Origin of the sequence: Mesorhizobium sp. 8 (assembly GCF_006351905.1) — a bacterium.
GTDB classification, from domain to species: domain Bacteria; phylum Pseudomonadota; class Alphaproteobacteria; order Rhizobiales; family Rhizobiaceae; genus Mesorhizobium; species Mesorhizobium composti.
On the sequence record NZ_CP040914.1, the window covers coordinates 1,782,164 to 1,806,194 of the forward strand.

The window sequence follows — 24,031 nt, forward strand, 5'->3', positions numbered from 1 at the left end:
TATTTTCAACGGCATTTCGCATATAGACTTGCAAAGGAACGCCGAACCTGTCAAGTTAATTCGCGCGTTAAGTAGTTTGGGAGGAGCGCAGGGATGAGCACGGTGGGCAAAGCCGTGTCGCTGCTGGATGTGCTGGGCAGCGGCGGCGCCGAGATGGCGCTGGCCGACATCGCCCGCGCCGCCGACTTCGACAAGGCAACGACGCGCCGGCTGTTGGTCGCCCTCATCGACAACGGCCTGGTCGAACAGGACGGCGGCACCCGTCTCTATCGGCTGGGGGCCGGTATCGCGCGGCTGGCGCTGATGCGCGAGGCACATTTCCCCTTCCTGCGCACCGGCGCACCGGTGGTCGAACGGCTCGCCGCCGCGACCGGCGAGACGGCGCACCTGTCCGAGCATTCCAGGCGCGGCCTCGTCTCCGTCCATGTGGTGGAATCCGCCAGGGCCAACCGCATCTTCGTGCCGCTGGGCGAGCAGCTGCCGCTGCACGCCACCGCTTCCGGCATCGCCTTCCTCGCCTTTGCCGAGCCACGGGTGCGCGCAGCCGCGATGACCGGCGGCTTCGAGATCTACACGCCGCACACCATCGTCGATCCGGCCTCGCTGGCGAGCCACGTCGAAGACGCCCGCCGGCGCGGCTACTCCATCGGCTCGCAGGGCTTCGAGGAGGGTGTGGACAGCGCCGCCGCACCCATCCTCAACGCGGCCGGCCTGTCGATCGGCGCCATCGCGCTCGCCGCCCCGCGCTCGCGTGTCACCCGTGGCGACCTCGACCGCTACGGCATGCTGGTGGCTGCGGCCGGTCGCGAGATCGGCGAGCGGCTCTATGGCGGCGCCGCGACCCCGCAGCTCAAACAGGCATGACGACGGAGGCCAAGGGCTTGAAGAACGAACCCCGGATCCTGATGATCGGCACCGGCGACACCAAGGCCGACGAATTGCTGTTCATGCGCGAACGCATCGAAGCCGTCGGCGGTCGCGCCGTCATGATGGACGTTTCCGTGCTGGGCGATCCGCCCTATGTGCCCGACCATGACAGGCACGCCGTGGCCGCCTCGGCCGGAACCACGATCCAGGCGATCGCCGCCAGCGGCGACGAGAACACCGCCATGACGCTGATGGCGAAAGGCGCCGCGAACCTCGCACGCTCACTGCACGAACGCGGTGCAGTCGACGGCATGATCGCGCTCGGCGGCACCATGGGCACGGACCTTGCGCTGGACGTGGCGCTTGCGCTGCCGCTGGGCGTGCCGAAGTTCGTCGTCTCCACCATCGCCTATTCGCATCTGGTGCCGCCCGAGCGCATCGCCGGCGACCTGATGATGATCCTGTGGGCAGGCGGCCTCTACGGCCTGAACGGCGCCTGCAAGGCCGTGCTGTCGCAGGCTTGCGGCGCGGTCGTCGGCGCAGCAAAGGCCGCTGTCGTCCCGCCGGCCGACCGGCCGGTGATCGGCATGAGCTCGCTGGGCAAGAGCTGCCTCGCCTACATGGTGACGCTGAAGCCGGAACTGGAGCGGCGCGGCTACGAGGTCGTCGTCTTCCACACCACCGGCATGGGCGGCCGTGCGCTGGAAGCGATCGCCGCCCAGCGCGGCTTTGCCGCCGTCTTCGACCTGTCCTTGCAGGAACTCGCCAATCACCATGCAGGCTCGGTCGTCAGCTCCGGCGCCGACCGACTGGAGAACGCCGGCCGTGCCGGCATCCCGCAGATCGTCGCGCCCGGTGCCGTCGACATGGTGGATTTCCCGACCTGGCAGCCGGTGCCGCCGCGCTTCGCCGAGCGCCCCTACCACGCCCACAACCGCCTGCTCGCTTCCGTCACCTCCGACGGGCCGACGCGCCGTGAGATCGCCCGTGCCATCGGCGCCAAGCTGGCGGGGGCCACCGCGCCCACCGCCTTCATCCTGCCCGCCGGCGGCATCCAGCAATGGGACCAGCAGGGCGAACCGCTCCACGAACCCGATGCGCTCGCCGCCTTCGTCGAGGAGATGCGCGCCGCCGTGCCCGCTTCCGTCGAGATGCACGAGGTCGCTGGCCACATCAACGATCCCGCCTTTGCCGCAAAGGCGCTGGAGATCTTCGATCGTTGGGTCGCCGAAGGCATCGTTGCGCCGGGTGTTCGCAAGGGCGAGGCGGCTGCATGAGCGCGCATCCAAAGGCCCTCGTTCTCGACTTCGGCGGCGTGGTGACGAAGACGCTGTTCGAAACGCATGCCCTAACCGAACGGGCGCTCGGGCTGAGAGCCGGAACGCTTGCATGGCGTGGGCCGTTCGACCCCGCCAACGACCCGCTTTGGCGTTCCATGCAGGCCGACGAAATCAGCGAACGCGACTATTGGAAAACGCGCACGCGCGAAGTCGGCGCGCTGGTCGGCGAGGACTGGGCGGACATGTCCACCTTCGTGCGCCGGGCGCGCGGCGCCGAACCGGAAGCCGTGGTGCGGCCCGAAGCCGACCGCGCCATCCGCGCCGCTAACGCCGCCGGCGTCCGTCTCGCCATCCTGTCCAACGAGCTCGACCTGTTCTACGGCGCCGATTTCCGTGAGCGCCTGCCACTGCTGTCCCTCTTCGAGACGATTGTCGACGCCACCTATACCGGCGTCCTCAAGCCCGACGCCCGCGCCTACCAGTCGGTCGGCGACGCGCTCGGCCTGCCGATCGAGGATTGCGTCTTCGTCGACGACCAGAAACGTAACATCGACGGCGCACTGGCCGCCGGCATGCGCGCGGTATGGTTCGACGTGGCGCAACCCGCCAAATCCTATGCCGAGGCTCTCGGCCATTTCGGCATCGCCTTGCCTTGAGCTGTTGAGATGAGAGCCTCTAAAGAGTTTTTCCTTTTTGGACCCCCACCCCTAACCCCTCCCCGCAAGGGGGAGGGGGACCACGTCTGCGCTTTCTCGACTGACCTTTTGAAGGTGAGCATCGGAAGGCGCTGCCGCAGAGTCCCCCTCCCCCTTGAGGGGAGGGGCTAGGGGTGGGGGTTCTTCCCTCGCCAAAACTTCGGAGCACGTCCATGCGCGACACCAATTTCCTCGTCGAAAACAACGCCAAGCCGATCTGGCACCCGATGGCGCATCCGGCGGAGATGCGTGGCAATCCGCCGAAGGTCATCATGAAGGGCGAAGGCGCCGAGGTGACCGATATCGAAGGCCGTACCGTGCTCGACGCCGTCGGCGGGCTCTGGAACGTCAACCTCGGCTACAGCTGCGACCCGATCAAGAAAGCCATCGCCGACCAGCTGTCCGCCCTGCCCTATTATTCCGGCTTTCGCGGCACCTCGACCGGCCCCTCCATCGAACTCGCCTACGAGTTGACGCAATGGTTCGAACCGGAAGGCATGGTGCGCGCCTTCTTCACCTCGGGCGGCTCCGATTCGGTGGAAACCGCGCTCAGGCTCTCGCGCCAGTACTGGAAGATCCGCGGCCAGGCCGACCGGACGAAGTTCCTGGCTTTGAAGAAAGGCTACCACGGCACCCATTTCGGCGGCGCCTCCGTCAACGGCAACGCCAATTTCCGCCGTAACTACGAGCCGCTGCTGCCCGGCGTCTTCCACACGCCGGCGCCGTGGACTTACCGCAACCCGTTCGATGAATCCGATCCGGTCAGGCTGGCGCAGCTTTGCGCCCGTGCCATCGAGGAGGAGATCGCCTTCCAGGGCGCCGACACCATCGCCGCCTTCATCATGGAACCGGTGCTGGGCGCCGGCGGCGTCATCGTGCCGCCGGAAACCTTCATGCCGCTGGTGCGCGCCATCTGCGACCGCCACGACATCCTCCTGATCGCCGACGAGGTGGTGACCGCCTTCGGCCGCACCGGCGCCTGGTCGGGCTCCAGGCTTTGGGGCGTGAAGCCGGATTTCATGACCATCGCCAAGGCGATCACCTCCGGCTATTTCTCGCTGGGTGCGACGCTGATCTCTCAGAAGGTCGCCGACGTGTTCGAGGCCGACAAGACCAGCTTCGGCGCCATCGGCCACGGCTACACCTATTCCGGCCACCCGGTCGGCTGCGCGGCGGGCATCGCGGCACTGGCCGAGACGAAGCGGCTGAAACTCAACGAGAACGCCGCCGCGCGCGGCGCCGAACTGGCGAAGGCGCTGGAAGACCTGAAGGCGAGGCACCACCTTGTCGGCGACATGCGCAGCAAGGGCCTGATGGCGGGGATCGAGCTGGTGGCCGACCGCGCGACGAAGAAGCCGGCCGACAAGAAGACGATGGGCAAGGTCGCCGACGCCGCCTACGAAGCCGGCGTCATGCTGCGCGTGTCGGGCAACATGATCATCCTGTCGCCGCCGCTGGTCATCACGGCAAAGGACGTGGCCAGGATCGCTGAAGGGCTGGACGCGGGGTTGCGGGCGGCGGGGTAAACTGACGCTGCATCTCCGGACATTTCGAACTGGCGATGCCGCCCCCTCACCTGGCTGCCGCCATCCTCTCCCCGTAAACGGGGCGAGGAGCTCCATCATCACCGGTTTCGCCAACCTCCCCCCGTTGCACGTCGGGCAGTGAGGCAGAGGCAGTTCTCCTCTCCCCGTTCACGGGGAGAGGATGGCGGCAGCCAGGTGAGGGGCAGCGCCATCGTTGCTAATCGCGCGTCGGCAACGCCAGATTCTGCCGCCTCCATGCCGCTGGCGACGAGCCGGTCGCCTGCCGGAAGAAGCGCGAGAAATAGGCCGGATCGTTGAAGCCGCAATCGTAGGCGATGTCCTCCACCGCGCGCACGGTGAACAGCAGAAGCCGCTTGGCCTCGACCAGCCGGCGCTCGCCGACCGCCTGCCTGACGCCGACGCCCAGCACCTCGCGCGCGGCCTTGTCGACCAGATGGCGCGTACTGCCGAGTTCGGCGACGTAGCGCTCGACCGGCCAGTCGTCGCGGAAATGCCGGTCGATCAGCCGCCGCAGCCGTCCCGCCAGCGCCACCTGCACCGGCAGCGCGATCGTCTGCCGTTCCGAGGCGAGCCGCGCGATGCCCGACAGCGCCACCGCGATCATGGAGGGCAGGATTTTCTCCATGCCGGGCAGAGCATCGTGATACTCCGACTGGATCGCGCGCACCGCCTGTTCGAGCTTGCCCCACAGCATCGCCTCGCCATGGCCGGAAACGAAGACGGGTTGGTCCAGCGCAAGCAGCGACTGGCCGGAGATCGCCGCCAGCGCGTCCTCCGCCACCGAGACGACGATAGCGTCCGTTCCCGGTTCTATGGTGAAGCCGTGGACGATGCCGGCCGGCACAAAGCTCACCGTCGGCGCCGAAAAAGTCCATGTCTCGTCCTCAATGGCATAGACACCCGAACCGCCGGTCCAGAAGGTGATCTGCGCCATCTGGGGATGCCGATGCGCCGCCACCTGACCCCGGTGGATGCTTTCGCGCTGACGAACTGTCTCGACATGGACGAAGCCGACGGCAAACCGGCGCGCGGGCACGCCGTAGACGAAGAACTCGGGAATGACGTCGCGATCCATGGCGCCCGAAAAAATCCAAGCGGTTTTGTCCTTTCCTCCATAAACCAGCATGGCGTCAGGCGCTACTCTTCACTCCGTTCAGGGAGGAACACGATGCGATCGGAAGATTTTCGCGCCGACACTAGGCGCCCGTTCACCGGGGCCGAATATCTCGAAAGCCTGCGCGACGGCCGCGAGGTCTATATCAACGGCGAGCGCATCGCCGACGTCACCACCCATCCGGCCATGCGCAACGCCGTGCGCTCGCTGGCCCGCCTCTACGACGCGCTGCACGACCCCGCCCAGCAGGACGTGCTGACCGCGCCCACCGATACCGGCTCGGGCGGCTACACGCACAAATACTTCCGCGTCGCCCATTCGGTGGACGATCTCGTCGCCCAGCAGGGCGCGATCGGCCACTGGTCGCGCATGACCTATGGCTGGATGGGCCGAACCGCCGATTACAAGGCCGCCCTAATGAACACGCTCGGTGCCAACGCCGACTGGTACGGCCCGTTCAAGGACAACGCCCGCGCCTGGCACAAACGGGCGCAGGAAGCGGTCCTGTTCATGAACCACGCCATCGTCAACCCGCCGATCGACCGCCACAAGCCGGCCGAGCAGGTGAAGGACGTGTTCGTCCACATCACCAAGGAGAACGACGCCGGCATCTGGGTGTCCGGCGCTAAGGTAGTGGCGACGTCGTCGGCGCTCACCCACTACAATTTCCTGGCGCAAAGCTCGGCCACCGTGACGGAAGACCCGTCGCTGTCGGTGATGTTCATCGTGCCGATGAACGCGCCGGGCATAAAGATGTTCTGCCGCGTCTCCTACGAGCAAACCGCCAATACCGTCGGCCATCCGTTCGACTATCCGCTGTCGTCGCGCTTCGACGAGAACGACGCCATCCTCGTGCTCGACAACGTCTTCATTCCCTGGGAGGACGTACTGGTTCTGCGCGATGCGCAGAAGATCCTGTCGTTCCACCCGGCCTCGGGCTTCATGCACGGCTACTGCTTCCAGGGCTGCACGCGCTTTTCCGTGAAGCTGGATTTCCTCGCCGGTCTGCTCGCCAAGGCATTGCGCGCCACCGGCGGCGACGCTTTCCGCGGTAACCAGGCGGCACTGGGCGAGATCATCGCGCTGCGCCATATGTTCTGGAGTTTCTCCAACGCCATGGCGCGCAACCCGATCCCGTGGGCGAACGGCGCCGTGCTGCCGAACCTGGAATCGGCGCTCGCCTACCGCACCTTCATGTCGGAAGCCTATCCGCGTGTCATCGACACGGTGCGCAAGGTGGTCGCCTCAGGCCTGATCTACCTGCCCTCCTCGGCGAAGGATTTCTCCAATCCCGACATCGACCGCTATCTGGCGCAATATGTGCGCGGCTCCAACGACATGGGCCATGTCGAGCGCATCAAGATCATGAAGCTCCTGTGGGACGCCACCGGCACCGAGTTCGGCGGCCGTCACGCGCTCTACGAGCTGAACTATGCCGGCGCGCCGGAAGAGGTGCGCCTGCAGGTGCTGAAGGGCGCCGAGCGCGGCGGCCGCATGAAGGAGATGGAAGCGCTGGTCGACACCTGCATGGCCGACTACGACGAGCACGGCTGGACCGGCGACACCTGGCTGCCGCCGCTTGAGCAAGGCCAGCGCTGAGGGAGGCCGCCATGCAGGCGCAGGTTTCCAGGCTGGAATTCCGGGACGCCATGGCAAGGGTCTGTGCCCCGGTCAACATCGTCACCACGGACGGCCCGTCCGGGCGCGGCGGCTTCACGGCGACCGCCATGTGTTCCGTCTCGGACGATCCGCCGACGCTGCTTGTGTGCATGAACGAACGTTCGGCGCAGACCGGCCTGTTCCTCGCCAACCGCCGCTTCTGCGTCAACGTGCTGACGCAGGCGCACCAGCATCTGGCAGCGAAATTCGCCGGGGCGGTCAGGGACATGGGCGAGCGCTACGGCGCCGCCCGCTGGCAGGTGATGGCGTCCGGCCAGCCGGCGCTGTCCGACGCCATCGTCTCCTTCGACTGCGTTACCGAGGCGGTGAACCGGGTCGGCACGCACAATGTCCTGTTCGGCCGGGTGGTGGATATTCGCCATGGCTCGGAGGAAGCGGCGCTGCTTTATGTCGGCCGTAACTACATGCAACCAATCGCGCTGGGCTCATTCGGCGGGTGAGGAGCAGGTCGCATCGCAGGGACCGCAAAGGTGTATCGTTCGCGCCGCCCCTCATCCGGCTGCCGCCACCTTCTCCCCGTGGAAAACGGGGAGAAGGGATAAGCGGCGACGTTGGCGCCCCCCTCTCCCCGTCCTTGACGGGGAGAGGGTAAGGGTGAGGGGCAGCGTCGCCGTGACCGGGCGAAACTCAGTTCTCCCCATTCTGCGATTGGATCAGCCCGTCCAGCATGTCGAGCAGCTTTTCGTGCTGTTCCACCCCGAACCGCTGCTCGATGGCATCGTAGATGGCGATGCGCTCCGGGGCCAGTTCCTCGATCAGCGCCAGCCCGGCCGGGCTGATGGCGAGCCGTGTGCGGCGGCCGTCGTCCTTGACGCGGCTGCGGGTTATGAACTTGCGTTCCTCCATCGCCTTGATGATACGCGTCAGGCTGGGCGGCAGGATGGAAGCCTGGTTGGCGAGTTCGGTCGCCTCCAGCGGCCCGGCCTCCGCCAGCATGCGCAGGACCCGCCACTGCTGCTCGGTGATGTCGTGGCGCGCCAGCATCGGCCGGAAATGCGCCATGATGACCTCGCGGGCGCGAAGCAGCGCCATCGGCAGCGAACGACGTGTGCTGGGCGGTAGCAAGGTTCCCTCCGGGCAATGATGGTCCCCAAAAGGGAACCGAATACCGGACACGCTATATCCGACACGCGCCGCAAGCGGCAATCCTGCGCGCGCCATCCTCTTAACGAGAGAAGAACCTTGACAGTCGCGCGTCAAGATGTAATTCACACGTTAACTAAGAACGGCAGCGATGCCGCGAGGAGGAAGCCTTGCCGCATATGACGATCGAATATTCGGCCAATCTCGACGCCTCGGTCGACATGGGCGAATTGTGCACGCTCGTTTCCCGTACCATCCTCGACACCGGGCTGTTCGAGCCCGGCGCGGTGCGCGTGCGCGCCTTCCGCGCCGAAGCTTATGCGATCGCCGACCGCCTGCCTCAGAACGGCTTCATCGACATGAACTTCCGTATCGGCAAGGGCCGCAGCGCGGAGGAGAAGAAGCGCGCCGGCGAGGCGATCTTCGCAGCCGTCACCGACCATCTGGCGAACCTTTTCGCCACGCCGCATTTCGCGCTTTCGCTGGAGATCCGCGAGATCGACGCGGAGCTTTCCTGGAAGAAGAACGCCATCCACCCGCGCCTGCGGGACAAGTGACGGAGGCCATCGTGACCGCACTCGACGACAATCTGAAGAAGGCAGAAGCCTATCTCGAGCGCTTCCGTAGGGACGGCGTGCTCAACCAGATCGGCGGCGAAGCAGCGCCGGCATCCGACGGCACGACCTTCGAGACCATCTCGCCCATCGACCTGAAGCCGATCGCGAAAGTCGCGCACGGCAAGCCCAAGGACATCGACCGCGCCGCGCGAGCCGCCAAGGCAGCCTTCCGCGACTGGGCCGCGATGCCCGGCGACTCGCGCAAGAAACTGCTGCACAAAATCGCCGACGCCATCGTCGCCCGCGCCGAGGAGATCGCCTTCGTCGAGTGCATGGACACCGGCCAGGCGCTGAAGTTCATGGCCAAGGCAGCCCTTCGCGGCGCCGAGAACTTCCGCTTCTACGCCGACCGCGCGCCCTCAGCGCGCGACGGCCGCACCCTCTACGGACCGGGCCAGGTCAACATGACGACGCGCGCGCCCATCGGCCCGGTCGGCGTCATCACGCCGTGGAACACGCCCTTCATGCTGTCCACCTGGAAAATCGCGCCGGCGCTCGCCGCCGGCTGCACGGTCGTCCACAAGCCGGCTGAGTTCTCGCCGCTGACCGCGCGCCTGCTGGTCGAGATCGCCGAGGAGGCCGGCCTGCCCAAGGGCGTGTGGAACCTCGTCAACGGCATGGGCGAGGACGCCGGCAAGGCGCTGACCGAGCATCCCGACATCAAGGCGATCGGCTTCGTCGGCGAGAGCCGCACCGGCTCGATGATCATGAAGCAGGGCGCCGAAACACTGAAGCGCGTGCATTTCGAACTCGGCGGCAAGAACCCGGTGATCGTCTTCGCCGACGCCGACCTGGAACGCGCTGCCGACGCCGCCGTCTTCATGATCTATTCGCTGAACGGCGAGCGCTGCACCTCCTCCTCGCGCCTGCTGGTCGAGGCTTCCGTATACGACAAGTTCACCGCGCTGGTGGCCGAAAAGGCCAGGCGCATCAAGGTCGGCCACCCGCTCGACCCGGCCACTGTTGTCGGCCCGCTGATCCATCCGGTGCACGAGAAGAAGGTTCTCGAATACATTTCCATCGGCAAGGCCGAGGGCGCCACCGTCGCCGCCGGCGGCGAGAAGGTCCAGGGTCCGGGCGGCGGCTGCTATGTCGGGCCGACGCTGTTTACCGGCGCCAACAACGCCATGCGCATCGCCCGCGAGGAGATTTTTGGGCCGGTGCTGACCGCTATTCCCTTCAAGGACGAGGCCGAAGCGCTGGAGATCGCCAACGACACGACCTATGGCCTGACCGGCTATCTGTGGACCGCCGACGTGACGCGCGCGCTGCGCTTCACCGACGCGCTGGAAGCCGGCATGATCTGGGTCAACTCCGAGAACGTGCGCCACCTGCCGACGCCGTTCGGCGGGGTGAAGAATTCCGGCATCGGCCGCGACGGCGGCGACTGGTCCTTCGACTTCTACATGGAGACGAAGAACATCGCCTTCGCTACCGGGGCGCACGCCATCGCCAAGCTCGGCGGCTGACGCCGCACCTGAGTTGCTAGGGATTTCGAGGGAGGAACCATGCCGCTGCCGAAACACAATCTCTACCCGCCCTTCAACATCGTGCGGCTCTCCCATGTCGAACTGATCGTCACCGATCTCGCCAGGAGCCGCGCCTTCTACGTCGACACGCTGGGCCTTCAGGTGACCGACGAGACGAAGGACGCCATCTATCTGCGGGCGCTGGAGGAGCGCGGCCATCATTGCATCGTCCTGAAGAAGGGGGACAAGGCTGAAGCGCGCGACCTCGGCTTCAAGGTCTATTCGGAAGAAGACCTCGACCGAGCCGAAGCCTTCTTCAAGGCGAAGGACCTGCCGCTGGAATGGGTCGAACGGCCCTACCAGTCGCGCACCTTCCGCACGCGCGACCCGCACGGCATCCCGCTGGAATTCTATTCGAAGATGGACCGCCTGCCGCCGATCCACCAGAAATACGCGCTCTACCATGGCGTGAAGCCGCTGCGCATCGACCACTTCAACTGCTTCTCGCCCAATGTCGACGAGTCGGCGGCCTTCTACGCCGAGATCGGCTTCCGCGTGACGGAATACACCGAGGACGAGGCGACGAAGCGGCTGTGGGCGGCCTGGCTGCACCGCAAGGGCGGCGTGCACGACATGGCCTTCACCAACGGCAAGGGCCCGCGCCTGCACCATGTCGCCTTCTGGGTGCCGACACCGCTCAACATCATCGACCTGCTCGATCTGATGGCGACCACCGGCTACATTTCCAACATCGAGCGCGGTCCCGGCCGCCACGGCATCTCCAATGCCTTCTTCCTCTACATCCGCGATCCGGACGGCCACCGCATCGAGATCTACTGCTCGGACTACCAAACCGTCGATCCCGACCTCGAACCGATCCGCTGGGACCTGAAGGACCCGCAGCGCCAGACGCTGTGGGGTGCGCCGGCGCCGCGAAGCTGGTTCGAGGAAGGCAGTGTGTTTGCAGGCGTGGAACCACGCGCGTCCGACCTCGCCGCAACGCCGATCGTCGCGCCGTGAGCGGAGTGGCAGCATGACCCTACGCCTCGCCACCTTCACCGCCGTCGGCCGGACCCGCTACGGCGCCGTCACCGAAAAGGGCGTGGTCGACTTGTCGGCCCGTCACGGCGCGAAATGGCCAACGTTGCGCGAGGTGATCGAGGCTGGCGCGCTCGTTCGCCTCGGTGAGGAAGCCGCCGCCTTGTCTCCGGACTTCGCTGAGGCCGACATCGCCTACGAAATCCCGGTGCCGGCGCCGGAAAAGATCATCTGCGTCGGCGTCAACTTCCCCGACCGCAACGAGGAGTACAAGGACGGACAGTCAGCGCAATCCAATCCGTCGCTGTTCATCCGCTTCCCGCGCTCCTTCGTCGGCCATGGACAAAACCTCGTGCGCCCGCCGGAGTCGCCGCAACTGGACTATGAGGGCGAGATCGTCATCGTCATCGGCAAGCCCGGCCGGCGCATCGCCGAGAAGGATGCGCTCGGCCACATCGCAGCCCTTTCGCTGTGCAACGAAGGCACCATCCGCGACTGGGTCCGGCACGCCAAGTTCAACGTGACCCAGGGCAAGAACTTCGACCGAACCGGCGCAATAGGCCCCTGGCTGGTGCCGTTCGCCGACGAGACGCAGATCGCCGACATCAAGCTCACCACGCGCGTCAACGGCGAAGTCCGCCAGCAGGACCGCACCGGCCGCATGATCTTCTCCTTCCGCAAGATCATCGCCTACGTCTCCACCTTCACCACGCTGGTTCCGGGCGACGTCATCGTCACCGGCACGCCGACCGGCGCCGGCGCCCGGCTGGACCCGCCGGTCTGGCTGAAACCGGGCGACGTCGTCGAGGTCGAGGCCGACGGGATCGGCGTGTTGAGGAACGGCGTGATGGATGAGGCAACGGCATGAGCCCCGACCAGATCGAGGACGCTGCGCACCGCCTGTTCGAAGCCGAGCGCGAGCGCAAGCAGATCCGCCTGCTCAGCCTCGACTTCCCCGGCGCCACCATGGATGACGCCTATGCCGTCCAGGCCGCCCTCGTGAAGCGCAAGCAGGCGAGCGGGCTGAAGCGCATCGGCTGGAAGATCGGCCTGACCTCGAAGGCCATGCAATCTGCGCTCAACATCGACATCCCGGATTCCGGCATCCTGTTCGACGACATGGTGTTCGCCGACGGCGGCACGGTGCCCGCCGGTCGCTTCATCCAGCCGCGCGTCGAAGCCGAGATCGCTTTCGTCATGAAAGCGCCGCTGAAGGGGCCGGACGTGTCGATCGACGACGTGCTCGACGCCACCGACTACGTGACGCCTTCACTGGAAATCCTCGACACCCGCATCGAGCGGATGAACAGGGAAACCGGCAAGATCCGCACATTCTTCGACACCATTTCCGACAACGCCGCCAATGCTGGCCTTGTCACCGGCGGCCGCAGGCTCGGCGCGCGCGAGACCGACCTGCGCTGGATGGGCGCCATCGTCACCCGCAACGGCGAGGTCGAGGAGACCGGACTCGGCGCCGGCGTGCTCGACCACCCGGCGCGCGGCATCGTCTGGCTGGCGGAACGCCTGCACACCTACGGCATGGAGATCGGCGCCGGCGAAGTGGTGCTGTCCGGCTCCTTCGTGCGCCCCGTCGAAACGCGCCCCGGCGACCGCATCGCCGCCGATTTCGGCCCGCACGGCAAGGTCTCCATCAACTTCGCATAGCCTCGGTCTACTCCGCCGCCCGGCCCGACACCTGGTCGACGAGGATGCGGAAGAAGATGTGCGGCGAATGGTCGGAAACCGGCGGCAGGACCGGTTTCAGCGCGCCCGGCTCCCACCAGTCCGGATAGTGGCTGAGCAGCGACCAGGCGCGTTCGCGCTGCTGCTTGAAGCCGATCCGGTCCGGCAGTTCCTCGTAGCGCCCCTCGACCACGACGCTCTTCCACTGCCGGTTCGGGCCGTGCTCCTCGACCACCACCGAGACGAGCGGATTGGCGCGCATGAAGTCGATCTTCTGGCCCGGCATCGAAAAGGCGTAGAGATAGCCGTCGTCGCGGACGAAATAGAGCGGCACGACATAGGGCCGATCGTCCCTGGCGCAGGCGATCCGACACAGCCGATGCTCATCCAGCACCTTCGTGCACTCCAGCCTCGACATGGTCCTGATCTGCATGACACCCTCCTTGGCTTGTGGACAGTCATGATCCGGGCTTCGCGCGGGGATGCCCGGCGGCCTTCATTGCCGCCAGCACATCCGCGTCACTCAACTGCCCGAAATCGTGGTAGAAATCGCCCAGCGCGTGGAAATGCGCCGGGCTGGACAGGCATACGACCACATCGGCTTCCCGTCGCAGATCATCCACCGTGGCGGCGGGCGCCACCGGCAACGCGGCGACCACGGCGGCGACTGAGCGGCGTTTGAGCGCGCGGATCGCCACCTTCATGGAGGTTCCCGTCGCTGCGCCGTCATCGATCAGGATTGCGGTCTTGCCTGCGACCGGAACGGGCCGGCGGTTGCCGAGATAGACGGCGCGCCGACGCGCAAGCTCCGGTCGCTCGCGCGCCACCAGCGCGGCCAGACTGTCGTCGCTCAGCCGGCAGGCTTCGATCACCTCGCGGTTGAGCACGATATCGGGCGGCTCGCCATCGACGATCGCCGCGGCAGCCAGTTCCGCATTGCCGGGAACGCCGACCTTGCGCACGATCACCAGATCGAGCGGTGCCGCCAGCACTCCGGCGACCTCGGCCGCCACCGGCACACCGCCGCGCGGCAGCGCCAGCGCGACCGGATCGCGCAGGTTCAACTTCGCAAGCGCGGCGGCGAGTTTCCGGCCGGCCTCCCTGCGATCCTCGAACATGGCTCACTCCGTCGGCGCGCCGCCTGCAAAGCGACGAGGCAGATGCCGGCACGCCCTGCCTCTCAACGCGATGCGGGCCGGTCCGCTCCATCGCGCCGCAAAGTCTCCGCCTGCAACGGCACGCTTTCGTCCAAGATTATCGCACCCGGCCCTCCGCCAACTTGATGCGGATCAAGCTCCTGCGCGAGGCCCGATGCGCCGTTGTCGCACCCACCGTGGCGGAACGCCGCGCGACACAAGGGGCGCGCCAGGCGACTTGCCCAATATTCCGATAGCGCTATCTTCGTCGCCGACGTTTCGCCGTACGATCAGCATCGGGACCAAGCCATGGAACTCGATCCGCTTCTTCTGTCGCGTCTGCAATTCGCATGGGTGATCGCCTGGCATATATTGCTGCCGGCCTTCACCGTGGGGCTGGCCTCCTACATCGCCGTGCTGGAAGGGCTGAACTTCTTCACAGGGCGCGACATCTACCTGCGCATATCCTCCTTCTGGATCAAGATCTTCTCCGTGTCCTTCGGCATGGGCGTCGTCTCCGGCATCGTCATGCCCTTCCAGTTCGGCACCAACTGGAGCCGCTATTCCGACGCCACCGCCAATGTGCTTTCGCCGCTGTTCGCCTATGAGGGGCTGACCGCCTTCTTCCTCGAAGCGGCCTTCCTCGGCGTGCTCCTGTTCGGCCGCAAGCTGGTGCCGCGCTGGGCGCACTTCGTCGCCGCGCTGATGGTGGCCTTCGGCACGCTGCTCTCCTCCTTCTGGATCCTGTCGGCCAACAGCTGGATGCAGACGCCGGCCGGCTACGACCTGATCGACGGCCGTTTCTTCCCGCGGAACTGGATGGAGATTGTCTTCAATCCCTCCTTCCCTTACCGGCTCGGCCACACCGTCGTCGGCTTCTACGTCACCACCGCCTTCGTGGTCGTCGGCGTCGCCGCCTGGCTGATCCGCCGCGGCCGCTTCGTCGCCGAGGGCTCGCGCATGCTGTCGATGACGCTGTGGCTGCTCACCGTGCTGGTGCCGGCGCAGATCCTGCTCGGCGACCTGCACGGCCTCAACACGCTTCACTACCAGCCGGCCAAGCTCGCCGCCATCGAGGCGCACTGGGACACCGAAAGCCGCGCGCCGCTCAACCTCTTCGCCATCCCCGACGAAGAGAACGAGACGAACCGCTACGTCATCCAGGTGCCGCTGCTGGGCAGCCTCATCCTCGCGCACGACATCAACGGCGAGATCCGCGGGCTGAAGGACTTCCCGCGCGACCAGCGCCCGCCGGTGGCCATCCCCTTCTTCTCCTTCCGCATCATGGTCGGCATCGGCGTGCTGATGCTGGTGATGGTGGCGGCGAGCTGGTGGCTGCGCTGGAAGGGCACGCTGTTCACCACAGGCTGGTATCTGCGCGCCTGCCAGTGGATCGCGCCGCTGGGTTTCGTCGCAGTGCTCGCCGGCTGGACGACGACCGAAGTCGGCCGCCAGCCATGGACCGTCTACGGCCTGCTGAGGACCGCCGATTCCGTCTCGCCATCGCTGACCGGCACCGACGTGCTGATTTCGCTGGCCGGCTACATGGTCGCCTATCTGGTCATCTTTCCCGCCGGCCTCTTCATCATGGCGCGCTTCGTCAGGAAGGGACCGGACGAAGCGGACGACGAAATCGAAGAGATCGAGAGCGGCCGGCCAGGCCTGCCGGTCAGGGCGCTGCCGCGCGAAGAAGGAGCGAACCGGTCATGACCCCGCTGGCTCTCGACTTCGTGCCGCTGTGGACGCTCATCCTCGGCCTCGGCGTCTGCTTCTACGTCGTGCTCGACGGCTTCGACCTCGGCGTCGGCATCCTGTTCGGCTTCGCTCCGGACACGGATTCGCGCAACATGGTCATGAATTCCATCGCGCCGATCTGGGACGGCAACGAGACATGGCTCGTGCTGGGCGGACTGGCGCTGCTGGCGGCCTTCCCGCTCGCCTTCGCCATCATCATCCCGGCCGTCTATTTCCCGATCCTGGTCATGCTCCTGGCGCTGGTCTTCCGCGGCGTCGCCTTCGAGTTCCGCTTCCGCGACGCCGCCCACAAGACCTTCTGGGACCACGGCTTCGCCTGGGGCTCGACCATCGCCACCTTCGCGCAAGGGCTGGTGCTGGGCGCCTTCATCCAGGGCTTCGAGGTGGACGGACGCCATTTCGCCGGCTCGTCATGGGATTTCCTCACCCCCTTCTCCATCCTGACCGGGCTGGCGCTGATCGCCGGCTACGGCCTGCTCGGCGCCGGCTGGCTGATCCTCAAGACCGAAGGCGCGTTGCAGGACTGGGCAAGGCGGCTGGGCAAGTGGTGCTTCGTCGGCGTGCTGGCTGCCGTCGCCATCGTCAGCATCTGGACGCCGGTGATGGACGCCGACATCGCCGCGCGCTGGTTCACCTGGCCGAACATCCTTTATCTCGCGCCGGTCCCGATCGTGACGGCGCTGCTGGCGCTGGTGGAATGGCGCGCGCTGAACAGCAAGGCGGAGGCCCTCCCCTTCGTCGCCGCCATCGGCCTGTTCCTGCTCTCCTACCTCGGCATCGCCATCAGCCTGTGGCCGATGATCGTGCCGCACCGCTACACGCTGTGGGAAGCCGCCTCGGCCGACAACACGCAGGCCTTCCTGGCCGTCGGCACGCTGTTCCTGCTGCCCGTCATCCTCATGTATACGGGCTGGTCCTACTGGGTGTTCCGCGGCAAGGTGCGCGCCGACATCGGTTATCATTGAGGCTGGGGACCGAAGCCGTCTTCCTCGATGCCGGCGGCCACGCCGGCCTTGTCGCGGGCGAAGGCGAGCCATTGCCCCAGCAGGCCGCTATCCTCCTTCGAGAACGTCGCGCGATGTTTCAGCGCCTCGAACGTATCGTCCGGATGGCAGCGGTCGTAGGCCTCCCGCGCGATTGCCTCGATGTGGTTTTCGACAGGCTGGTGCGAGGTCATCGTCCCCATCTCCACGATTTGATCCGTTCACGCCGGGGCGCGGTTCGGCTGGCGGGCCTTCAGCTTCGGGCTGACCAGCATGCCGCCGTAAAGCGCAGCGTAGCCGAGGAACGCCGCCGCCCAAAGCCCTGCCGAGGCATGGATGAGCATGTCTCGTCCGGGATCGAAGGCGGCAAGGATGCGCAACAGCGCGGCAAGCACGACGCAGGCGTAGATAGCCACCGTGCCGCCGCTCGCCTTCAGGTCGCGGCCGGTATGGCCGAGCGTGGCGCGCGTCATCACCGCCAGCGTCATCGAACCGATGGCGCCGACACCGAAGGCATGGACGGCGGCCGCCTCCGGCACGCTGTCCGGCGCCAGCGCGGCGCAACCGGCAAGCAGCAGCCCGAGCGGCACGAAGGCATAAGCGACATGCAGCACCAGAACCAGCGGGTCGCGCGTGGTGCGGTATCCGGCCCAGCGGGCGAGCCGGGCGGCGTTGAACGTTGCTGCCGCCACCAGCACGACCCCGGTGCCGGTCCGCTCCGGCACGAAAGCCCACGCCGCCAGCGCCAGCGCCGAGATGGTGATCGCCACCGCATCGAAGCGGCCGAAGGGCGTGGGCAGCCGGCCCGGATTCTCGCGCGCCAGCCAGTTGCGCGTGAAGCTCGGGATGATGCGCCCGCCGATCACCATGATGAGCACGATGGCAGCGCCGATGCCGAGGCGGCGGGCGAGATCGGACGCACCGAGCGCATGCGCCTCGACATGAAAGACGACATTGGCGGCGAACAGCACGCTGACCGGCGCCAGCACCTTCAAGTTACGCCAGTTGCGCCCGGCGACGATCTCGATGGCGGCGGCTGCAGCCACAGCCAACAAGAAGGCGCAGTCGACGACGGCGGCCGGCAGCCAGCCCAAGGAGCCGGAGAAGAACACGGCCATCCGTCCGGCCAGCCACAACAGCACCAGCAAAAGCAGCGGCGTGCCCTGCACCGGCAGGCGGCCGGTCCAGTTGGGGATGGCAGTGAGCAGGAAGCCGGTGACGACCGCCGTCAGGTAGCCGAACAGCATCTCATGGATATGCCAGTCCACTGGCGCGAAGGCGCTTTGCGTATCGAGGTCGCCGTAGAACAGCGGCAGCCAGAACAGGATGGCGCCGCCCGCCTGCAACGAGGCCAGCAGGAAGAACGGCCTGAAACCATAGGAGAGAACCGCCGGATAATTGCCCGGCCGGGTGCGCGGGATAGCCATGTCACGGCGCCGCCTGTTCGAGGTGCTGCGGCGGCACGCGCGAACCGAAATCGCGCGGCATCAGCGCGATATCCGCCAGCGTGTAGCGGTCCAGCGTGGCGTGGAAGGAGGCCATGGCGTCGTTCAGCATGCGCGGCAGCTTGCAGCGCTGGGTAATCACGCACTGGTTGCCGGTGGCGAAACATTCGACCAGCGCGAAGTCCGGTTCCGTCAGACGGATGACGTCGCCGATGCAGATATCCTGCGGCGCCCGCCCGAGCGTCAGCCCGCCGGAGCGGCCGCGCACCGATTTCAGGAATCCGGCGCGCGTCAGCGTGTTCGCCACCTTGTTGAGATGCGTCTTCGACACGCCGAAGACGCGCGCCGCCTCCTCGATGGTGATGAGCCGGTCGCCCGCCGAGGCGGCGTACATCAGCATGCGCAGCGCATAGTCGGAAAAATTGGTCAGCCGCATCGAACCGGGCTCCGCTCTACAGGGACTCGGCCAGGATCGGCCGCACGTCCATCGTATCCTCGCCCCGATTGAAGGCGATGGCGAGCCGGAAACTGTGGGCGATGCGCAGCGCCCGCTCGAAGAACAGCGCCGCCACCGGCGGCGGACAAAGCTGTTCGACGGTCGCCTTGAACAGCGTCAGCCAGCGCCGGAAATGCTCCTCGCCGATGCCCGGCAGGGCAAGGTGCGGCGGCAGCGGCCGGCCCTGGTAGCGCGAGGTGCGCAAAAGCGTCGCCGACCAGAAGTCGCACATCTTGGCCAGATGATGCGGCCATTCCTCGTCAGCGATCGCACCGTTGAAGATCGGGCCGAGCAGTTCGTCGGCCCGGATCTTGTCATAGAAGCCGTACACGACGTCGCGGACCATCCGCTCGTCCAGCATGCTGGGAAGCGGCACGCCGTCAACGACGATCACCCGCTTGTCTACCACGTTCATAGTCTTCTCCTGCCGGTCAATCCGAGGTTGCGCCGCGCCTCGTCGTTCATCATGTCGGGCGTCCATTTCGGCTCATAGGTCATGAACACCTCGACGCGGCTGATGGCGGGAACGCCCCGCGCCGCCTCCCGCACCGCCTCCTCGAGGTAGCCGGACGCGGGACAGCCGCGCGTCGTCGTCGTCATCTGGATCAGCGCCACGCCGCCGTCGGCGATCGCGACGTCGTAGATCAGCCCGAGGTCGACGACGTTCTCGCCGAGTTCCGGGTCGATGACCATGCCGAGCGCCCGGCGGACAGCTTCCGCCAGCGCCCCTGTCGGCGTCGTCGCCGCCTGCCCGCTCATGACGGCGCCTGCCCGCCGCGGCGGATGACGATGCGATAATGCCCTTCCGGTTCCGTCGAGCCATGCCACGAATGGCCGCGTGCGCGCAATTCGTTGAACAGGAACAGCGGTTCGCGCGGCAGAAGTGCTGCAAGCGTCTGACCGGGCGCCAATGCCTCGATGCCCTCCAGCGTGCGCGTCATCGGTTCGGGCGGATCGAGGTCGCGGTTGTCGAGTTCCACGTCGGGCCGGGGCCAGCCGCGCGGATCGTCGGCGGTGGCGACGGCTTCCGGCTCAGGTGCCGCCGCGCCGACCGGCGTGAAGATAACCTCCCAGTCGCCGCCGCCGATCTCGCGCGCCGCCGCCTCGAAGCCGCGCGCGCCGAGCACCTGGAACAGCGGCAGCGGCTTGAAGGTCGCCAGCAGGCGCAGGCTCTGGCCAGGTGCCAGCGCGCCGACCGCTTCCATGATGGCGCTGAACGGTTCGCTGCCGTCACGCAGGATGGGGCGGACGTCGAGGTCCAGATAGGATGCGCTCATGTCGATCTCCTTGGTCGTCTCAGCGTTGCGCGGCGAAGAACAGATGCGGACGCACCGTGCCCTCCGGCAGGCGCTTCTCCCGCGCGACGTTGAACAGCCGGCGCGCCAGCACCAGTTCCAGGCCGATGGCCGCCGTCGCGGCCAGCATCGCCACCGCCGCCAGCCTGAACAGGTCTGGCCTGCCGGTCAGAAGAGCCGCCATGCCGCCCAGGACGGCGGCGAAGTAGAGGATGAACCACGGCCCGTCGCGGCGCTCGACGACGAGGTCCTGCACCCTGGGCGTCGGCTTGCGGCCCATCACCGGGCCGTAGCATTCCAGCCAGGTAAGGAACGGCACGATCTTGTAGAGCTGCGACAGGCCGAGCCCGCCCAGCCAACCGTAGGCGGCGAGGAAAACCAGCACGCCAAGATGGTGGACGGCCTCGCCCATGACGGTCATCGCGACGGCCAGGATGGCCATCAGGTAGAGGCAGGCGAAGGCACCGACCGCCGAGCGGCTGTTCAACTCGATCGCCCGCCGCTTGCGGCGGCGATAGAAGAAAAGGAGGTCGGCGCCGTAGCATGCCAGCGCAACGCAGCCGAGCAGTCCGGCGACTACGAGGGATGCATCCGAGCCGGATAAGGCGCGTTCGGCCGGAGCGACGAAGATCGCCAGGAAAAGGGCGACGCTGCCGCTCCACCAGGCAAGCCGCGTCGTCGCCCGCTCCGTCTCCGGCGCCAGCATGAACATCGGCAGCAGCCGGTAGCTGACGCCGACGGCGGTGAAGGTCAGCCAGCCGCCGAAACCGGCGACGGCGTGCGCCGGCAGGCCCCATCCCGCCACATCGGTCGTCGGCAGCAGGCCGGCGAAGGTCAGCGCGAAGACCGCGCCGAGCAGCACAGCCGCCGCGAGGCAGGCGAGGCCGACGGCGACGAAACGCGCCGGCATCGGCAGGCCGGTGCGCCGGGCGCTCCACAGCGTACGCGCGAGCGCCGTCGCCACCAGACCGAACCCGGCCGCGAGCAGCACCGCGGCGCAGCCGAGCACGGGAAAGCCGATCTCGACGACCCCCGACAGGGACAGGAAGCCGGCCAGCAGGCAGGCGAGCCCGGCAAGCAGGCAAAGCAACGCCGGGAGAACCAGGCACCGCCCCTGCAAGGGTTGGCCGACCAGCACAGGAACGAACTGGAACAGCGCTCCGCACATCAGAAGGCTGAGCCAGCCGATCGCCGTGACATGCACCAGCACCAGCGTCTCGGGCGCCTCGACCGCCACGGCGGGAAAGCCGTAGCCGCATGCCATCAGCGCCTCGGCGACGATCAGGAAGCCGAACGCGGCGGCGAAATACGCCATCGTCCAGCGCGAGAGCGCGGCGCCGTTCACGATCGCCTCCCCTGCTCTTGCATGACGTCCTTCATCGCGCGATCCATCCAATTCCGGATGGACCTTTTCAGCCAAAAGATATATTGTCAATCTATGTTTAAAGGCGCCTTGTCGCAACGTTGCGATGGATCAAAGAGCCCGATGATACTGGCATGTGACGAGCAGGGAGACTTCCTCCTCGACCCCGTTTTGCTCGGTGCGAAGCTGGCGCTGGACGAGCGGGAACTGCGCCGCCGCATGCGCCTCGGCCAGATCACCAGCCAGGTCGAGATCGGCATCGGCGACGACGAAGGACTGCGACGGCTGACAGTGCGCAACGGCCGCTCGGTCTGGCGCGCCATCGTCGATGCCGGGAACAACCTCGTCAGCGAGGAGCGCCTCGATCTCTGAGGTCAGGATCGGATTCCCGCCGCCCCTCGCCCTCCTCGTCGTCGATCAGGATACGTTCGGCCGCCCCGTCGAGATCCTCGTACTGGCCGCTTTTCAGCGACCACAGGAAGGCGCCGAGCGCCGCCGCCCCCAGAAGCAGCGCGATCGGGATCAGGAAGACGAGGCTGCTCATCTCACGCCGCGCAGGGCAAGGCGCGGCCTCGCAAGCAAGCCGCGCAGGGCAAGGCGCTCACTTAATCGCCTTGTAGCTGTGCCATGTCGCATGGCCGAGCAGTGGAAAGACGACGATCAGCCCGAGCAGACCGGTCACGACGCCGAGAAGGGAAAGCACCAGGACGATGACGCCCCAGGCGATCATCACCGGCAGGTTGCGGAACACCATCGAGATGGACGTGCCCATGGCCGTGAAGGCGTCGACATCCTGGTCGAGCAGCATCGGCACCGAGAAGGTGCTGATGGCGAAGGAGAAGGCCGCGAACAGCCCGCCGACGACCGAGCCGACCAGAAGCATCGCCCAGCCGGTCGGCGTGGTGAACAGCATCTGCGCCACATGGTCGAGCCCCGGGAAGGGCCGCAGGCCGAAGAACAGCGCATAGACGATGACGGCCGCACGCATCCACAACAACATCAGCAGCGTCAGGATGACGCCGATGAACAGCACCTGCCCGCCCGCTTTCGCTTTGACGAACAGCATGCTGGACAGGCTGAACGGCCTGCCCGCCTCGATGGCCTGGCTTTTCGCATAGAGGCCGATGGCGATCAGCGGCCCCATCACCATGAAGCCGGCGAGCGCGGGGAACAGGATGTAGTCCAGCCCGAACGCAAACAGCCCCCACACGATCACCAGAGAGACGAGGAAAACCGCGACCCCATAGGCCAGGCTCGGCCCCGGCCGGTCGAGCAGGTCGCGCCAGCCGGCGCCGAGCCAGTCGAACGCCGCCGTCCACGGCAGATGGCGCCGGCGCTGCTCGGCCAGCGGAACGATCCTCTCGCTTTGCTCGACATGCGTCATGACCGCCTCCCCTTCAACATGCCGAATCCGCCGCGCGCAAGGCGCCGCTTGCCATCCCCGCTGCCTTCGCATGCGGCACGCAATCCGGCTGCGAGGTGAAGGCGACATAGATGAAATGCGCGTTGGCGGCGACGAAGACCGCCATGACCGCCGCCGCGATGGAAATCGCGATCAGCCGCCAGTTGCGGCGGACGGGCGCAGCACCTCCTGCCAGACCGGCGCTCAATTTTCCGCTCCCTTGAGCGTATGGACGTAGAGCGTCAGGATCTTGATATCGAGCGGCGATAGCTTGGCGCCCCAGTTCGGCATGTGACCCTGCCGCCCGGAATAGACGGTAGAGAAGACGCTCTGCACGTCGCTGCCATAGAGCCAGTTGGCGTCGGTGAGGTCGGGCGCGCCGACGTCTTTGTTGCCCTTGGCGTCCTCGCCGTGGCAGGCGACGCAGTTGTCAGCGAACACTTGCCTGCCCTTGTCGAGGCGCGCCGCGTCGCCATCGGCCGGCTGGAGGCCGGACAGCGAGCGCACATAGGCGACCACGTCCGCGACCTCATCGGCCGGCAAGATGCCGTCGCGGCCGAAAGCCATCATCTGTGAGGTGCGGGTGTCGTCGTTGGTGGAATTGATGCCGACGCGGATCGTCTCCTCGATCGCTTCCGGCTCGCCGCCCCACAGCCACGCCTTGGCCGCGAGGTCGGGGAAGCCCGGCCCGCCGGTGGCGTTGACGCCATGACAGGCGGCGCACTTGTCAACGAACAGCGTGCGGCCGGTTTCCGTCACCAAGTGCATCAGCGCCGGATCGGCCTCGATGTCGGCATAGGACTTGTCCAGCACCTGCGCCGTCCAGACAGAACGCGCTTCCGTGGCCCGTTCGACCTGCTCGGTCACGGTCACGCGCTGGTCGATGCCGAGCAGGCCCTTGCTGTAGGTCCAGATCAGCGGCCAGGTCGGATAGAGGAACCAGCAGATGACGGAAACCAGGAAAGCCGCGCCGAGGAAGAAGAAAACGACCCTCGGAATCGGCGTCTCCAGTTCCTCGATGCCGTTCCATTCATGGCCGGTGGTCACGCGTCCGGTGACGGGGTCTTGCTTGCCGAGATTCAT

At 66.7% G+C, this 24,031-nt stretch carries 29 protein-coding genes; 14 read left to right on the plus strand and 15 right to left on the minus strand.

Annotation, left to right across the window (positions count from 1 at the left end; translation table 11 throughout):
• Window positions 1-93: 93 nt before the first annotated feature.
• From FGU64_RS08605 to FGU64_RS08620, 4 genes are all read left to right on the plus strand, one after another.
• Window positions 94-864 (plus strand): IclR family transcriptional regulator, encoded by a 771-nt coding sequence (locus tag FGU64_RS08605; RefSeq protein WP_139952418.1) that lies wholly within the window; start codon window positions 94-96, stop codon window positions 862-864.
• A 41-nt stretch (window positions 865-905) separates the two neighbouring features.
• The gene (locus FGU64_RS08610; protein WP_246671332.1) at window positions 906-2,144 is read left to right on the plus strand and encodes a Tm-1-like ATP-binding domain-containing protein; all 1,239 of its coding nucleotides are present in this window, start codon (window positions 906-908) and stop codon (window positions 2,142-2,144) included.
• Window positions 2,141-2,803, plus strand: coding sequence for an HAD-IA family hydrolase (locus tag FGU64_RS08615; RefSeq protein ID WP_139952424.1), 663 nt, complete (start codon window positions 2,141-2,143; stop codon window positions 2,801-2,803). Before FGU64_RS08610 ends, FGU64_RS08615 begins: the two co-directional genes overlap by 4 nt.
• Window positions 2,804-3,015: 212 nt before the next feature.
• Complete coding sequence (locus FGU64_RS08620) at window positions 3,016-4,368, plus strand: aspartate aminotransferase family protein (RefSeq protein ID WP_139952427.1); 1,353 nt, start codon at window positions 3,016-3,018, stop codon at window positions 4,366-4,368.
• Window positions 4,369-4,585: 217 nt separating this feature from the next.
• Here FGU64_RS08620 and FGU64_RS08625 read toward each other — a convergent pair whose 3' ends face one another.
• Window positions 4,586-5,464, minus strand: a complete 879-nt coding sequence (locus FGU64_RS08625; protein WP_139952430.1) for a helix-turn-helix domain-containing protein — start codon at window positions 5,462-5,464, stop codon at window positions 4,586-4,588.
• A 93-nt stretch (window positions 5,465-5,557) separates the two neighbouring features.
• Between FGU64_RS08625 and FGU64_RS08630 the strand changes: the two genes are divergently transcribed.
• A complete protein-coding gene (locus FGU64_RS08630) occupies window positions 5,558-7,102 on the plus strand; it encodes a 4-hydroxyphenylacetate 3-hydroxylase N-terminal domain-containing protein (RefSeq protein WP_139952433.1) in 1,545 nt (514 codons plus the stop codon).
• Between the two features lie 11 nt (window positions 7,103-7,113).
• Window positions 7,114-7,623, plus strand: coding sequence for a flavin reductase (locus tag FGU64_RS08635; protein ID WP_139952436.1), 510 nt, complete (start codon window positions 7,114-7,116; stop codon window positions 7,621-7,623).
• 187 nt (window positions 7,624-7,810) lie between these two features.
• Here the strand turns inward: FGU64_RS08635 and hpaR are convergent, their stop codons facing one another.
• On the minus strand, window positions 7,811-8,215 hold the full coding sequence (gene hpaR, locus FGU64_RS08640) for a homoprotocatechuate degradation operon regulator HpaR (protein ID WP_246671333.1): 405 nt from the start codon (window positions 8,213-8,215) through the stop codon (window positions 7,811-7,813).
• Between the two features lie 221 nt (window positions 8,216-8,436).
• Between hpaR and FGU64_RS08645 the strand changes: the two genes are divergently transcribed.
• The 5 genes from FGU64_RS08645 to hpaH are packed head-to-tail and all read left to right on the plus strand — an operon-like array spanning window position 8,437 to window position 13,055.
• Window positions 8,437-8,823: a 5-carboxymethyl-2-hydroxymuconate Delta-isomerase gene (locus tag FGU64_RS08645; RefSeq protein ID WP_139952442.1), complete on the plus strand. Its 387-nt coding sequence runs from the start codon at window positions 8,437-8,439 to the stop codon at window positions 8,821-8,823.
• Window positions 8,824-8,834: 11 nt separating this feature from the next.
• On the plus strand, window positions 8,835-10,352 hold the full coding sequence (gene hpaE, locus FGU64_RS08650) for a 5-carboxymethyl-2-hydroxymuconate semialdehyde dehydrogenase (protein ID WP_139952446.1): 1,518 nt from the start codon (window positions 8,835-8,837) through the stop codon (window positions 10,350-10,352).
• Between the two features lie 39 nt (window positions 10,353-10,391).
• The gene (gene hpaD / locus FGU64_RS08655; RefSeq protein ID WP_139952449.1) at window positions 10,392-11,372 is read left to right on the plus strand and encodes a 3,4-dihydroxyphenylacetate 2,3-dioxygenase; all 981 of its coding nucleotides are present in this window, start codon (window positions 10,392-10,394) and stop codon (window positions 11,370-11,372) included.
• 13 nt (window positions 11,373-11,385) lie between these two features.
• Window positions 11,386-12,258 (plus strand): fumarylacetoacetate hydrolase family protein, encoded by an 873-nt coding sequence (locus FGU64_RS08660; RefSeq protein ID WP_139952452.1) that lies wholly within the window; start codon window positions 11,386-11,388, stop codon window positions 12,256-12,258.
• The gene (hpaH, locus tag FGU64_RS08665; RefSeq protein ID WP_139952454.1) at window positions 12,255-13,055 is read left to right on the plus strand and encodes a 2-oxo-hept-4-ene-1,7-dioate hydratase; all 801 of its coding nucleotides are present in this window, start codon (window positions 12,255-12,257) and stop codon (window positions 13,053-13,055) included. Before FGU64_RS08660 ends, hpaH begins: the two co-directional genes overlap by 4 nt.
• A 7-nt stretch (window positions 13,056-13,062) precedes the next feature.
• Here hpaH and FGU64_RS08670 read toward each other — a convergent pair whose 3' ends face one another.
• Both FGU64_RS08670 and FGU64_RS08675 read right to left on the minus strand, forming a co-directional pair.
• Window positions 13,063-13,506: a pyridoxamine 5'-phosphate oxidase family protein gene (locus FGU64_RS08670; protein ID WP_139952457.1), complete on the minus strand. Its 444-nt coding sequence runs from the start codon at window positions 13,504-13,506 to the stop codon at window positions 13,063-13,065.
• A 25-nt stretch (window positions 13,507-13,531) separates the two neighbouring features.
• Complete coding sequence (locus FGU64_RS08675) at window positions 13,532-14,191, minus strand: phosphoribosyltransferase family protein (RefSeq protein ID WP_139952460.1); 660 nt, start codon at window positions 14,189-14,191, stop codon at window positions 13,532-13,534.
• A gap of 327 nt (window positions 14,192-14,518) precedes the next feature.
• Here FGU64_RS08675 and FGU64_RS08680 point away from each other — a divergent pair, with 327 nt between their 5' ends.
• The gene (locus FGU64_RS08680) at window positions 14,519-15,919 is read left to right on the plus strand and encodes a cytochrome ubiquinol oxidase subunit I (protein WP_139952463.1); all 1,401 of its coding nucleotides are present in this window, start codon (window positions 14,519-14,521) and stop codon (window positions 15,917-15,919) included.
• The gene (gene cydB, locus FGU64_RS08685) at window positions 15,916-16,929 is read left to right on the plus strand and encodes a cytochrome d ubiquinol oxidase subunit II (protein WP_139952466.1); all 1,014 of its coding nucleotides are present in this window, start codon (window positions 15,916-15,918) and stop codon (window positions 16,927-16,929) included. Before FGU64_RS08680 ends, cydB begins: the two co-directional genes overlap by 4 nt.
• Here the strand turns inward: cydB and FGU64_RS08690 are convergent.
• Genes FGU64_RS08690 through FGU64_RS08720 form a run of 7 tightly spaced genes read right to left on the minus strand, consistent with a single transcriptional unit; the run spans window position 16,923 to window position 21,528 of the window.
• Entirely contained in the window at window positions 16,923-17,141 is a 219-nt protein-coding gene (locus FGU64_RS08690; RefSeq protein ID WP_139952469.1) for a hypothetical protein, read from the minus strand. The two genes, cydB and FGU64_RS08690, sit on opposite strands and share 7 nt — an antisense overlap.
• A gap of 27 nt (window positions 17,142-17,168) precedes the next feature.
• Complete coding sequence (locus tag FGU64_RS08695; RefSeq protein WP_139952472.1) at window positions 17,169-18,374, minus strand: NnrS family protein; 1,206 nt, start codon at window positions 18,372-18,374, stop codon at window positions 17,169-17,171.
• Window position 18,375: 1 nt separating this feature from the next.
• Entirely contained in the window at window positions 18,376-18,828 is a 453-nt protein-coding gene (locus FGU64_RS08700; protein ID WP_136356184.1) for an Rrf2 family transcriptional regulator, read from the minus strand.
• Window positions 18,829-18,844: 16 nt separating this feature from the next.
• Window positions 18,845-19,303: a group III truncated hemoglobin gene (locus FGU64_RS08705; protein ID WP_139952475.1), complete on the minus strand. Its 459-nt coding sequence runs from the start codon at window positions 19,301-19,303 to the stop codon at window positions 18,845-18,847.
• Window positions 19,300-19,647, minus strand: coding sequence for a metal-sulfur cluster assembly factor (locus FGU64_RS08710; RefSeq protein WP_139952478.1), 348 nt, complete (start codon window positions 19,645-19,647; stop codon window positions 19,300-19,302). Before FGU64_RS08710 ends, FGU64_RS08705 begins: the two co-directional genes overlap by 4 nt.
• Complete coding sequence (locus tag FGU64_RS08715; protein ID WP_139952481.1) at window positions 19,644-20,165, minus strand: DUF2249 domain-containing protein; 522 nt, start codon at window positions 20,163-20,165, stop codon at window positions 19,644-19,646. The genes FGU64_RS08710 and FGU64_RS08715 overlap by 4 nt, the downstream gene beginning before the upstream one ends.
• Window positions 20,166-20,184: 19 nt before the next feature.
• Window positions 20,185-21,528 carry a hypothetical protein gene (locus FGU64_RS08720; RefSeq protein ID WP_139952484.1) on the minus strand — a complete coding sequence of 448 codons (1,344 nt, stop codon included), beginning with the start codon at window positions 21,526-21,528 and terminating at the stop codon, window positions 20,185-20,187.
• A gap of 141 nt (window positions 21,529-21,669) precedes the next feature.
• Here FGU64_RS08720 and FGU64_RS08725 point away from each other — a divergent pair, with 141 nt between their 5' ends.
• Entirely contained in the window at window positions 21,670-21,918 is a 249-nt protein-coding gene (locus FGU64_RS08725; RefSeq protein ID WP_139952486.1) for a DUF6522 family protein, read from the plus strand.
• Here FGU64_RS08725 and ccoS read toward each other — a convergent pair.
• The 4 genes from ccoS to ccoP are packed head-to-tail and all read right to left on the minus strand — an operon-like array spanning window position 21,893 to window position 24,031.
• The gene (gene ccoS / locus FGU64_RS08730) at window positions 21,893-22,090 is read right to left on the minus strand and encodes a cbb3-type cytochrome oxidase assembly protein CcoS (protein WP_139952489.1); all 198 of its coding nucleotides are present in this window, start codon (window positions 22,088-22,090) and stop codon (window positions 21,893-21,895) included. The genes FGU64_RS08725 and ccoS overlap by 26 nt on opposite strands.
• 57 nt (window positions 22,091-22,147) lie before the next feature.
• Window positions 22,148-22,930 (minus strand): DUF2189 domain-containing protein, encoded by a 783-nt coding sequence (locus FGU64_RS08735; RefSeq protein ID WP_139952492.1) that lies wholly within the window; start codon window positions 22,928-22,930, stop codon window positions 22,148-22,150.
• A 13-nt stretch (window positions 22,931-22,943) separates the two neighbouring features.
• Window positions 22,944-23,156 carry a hypothetical protein gene (locus tag FGU64_RS08740; protein WP_139952496.1) on the minus strand — a complete coding sequence of 71 codons (213 nt, stop codon included), beginning with the start codon at window positions 23,154-23,156 and terminating at the stop codon, window positions 22,944-22,946.
• Window positions 23,153-24,031: a cytochrome-c oxidase, cbb3-type subunit III gene (gene ccoP / locus FGU64_RS08745; RefSeq protein ID WP_139952500.1), complete on the minus strand. Its 879-nt coding sequence runs from the start codon at window positions 24,029-24,031 to the stop codon at window positions 23,153-23,155. Before ccoP ends, FGU64_RS08740 begins: the two co-directional genes overlap by 4 nt.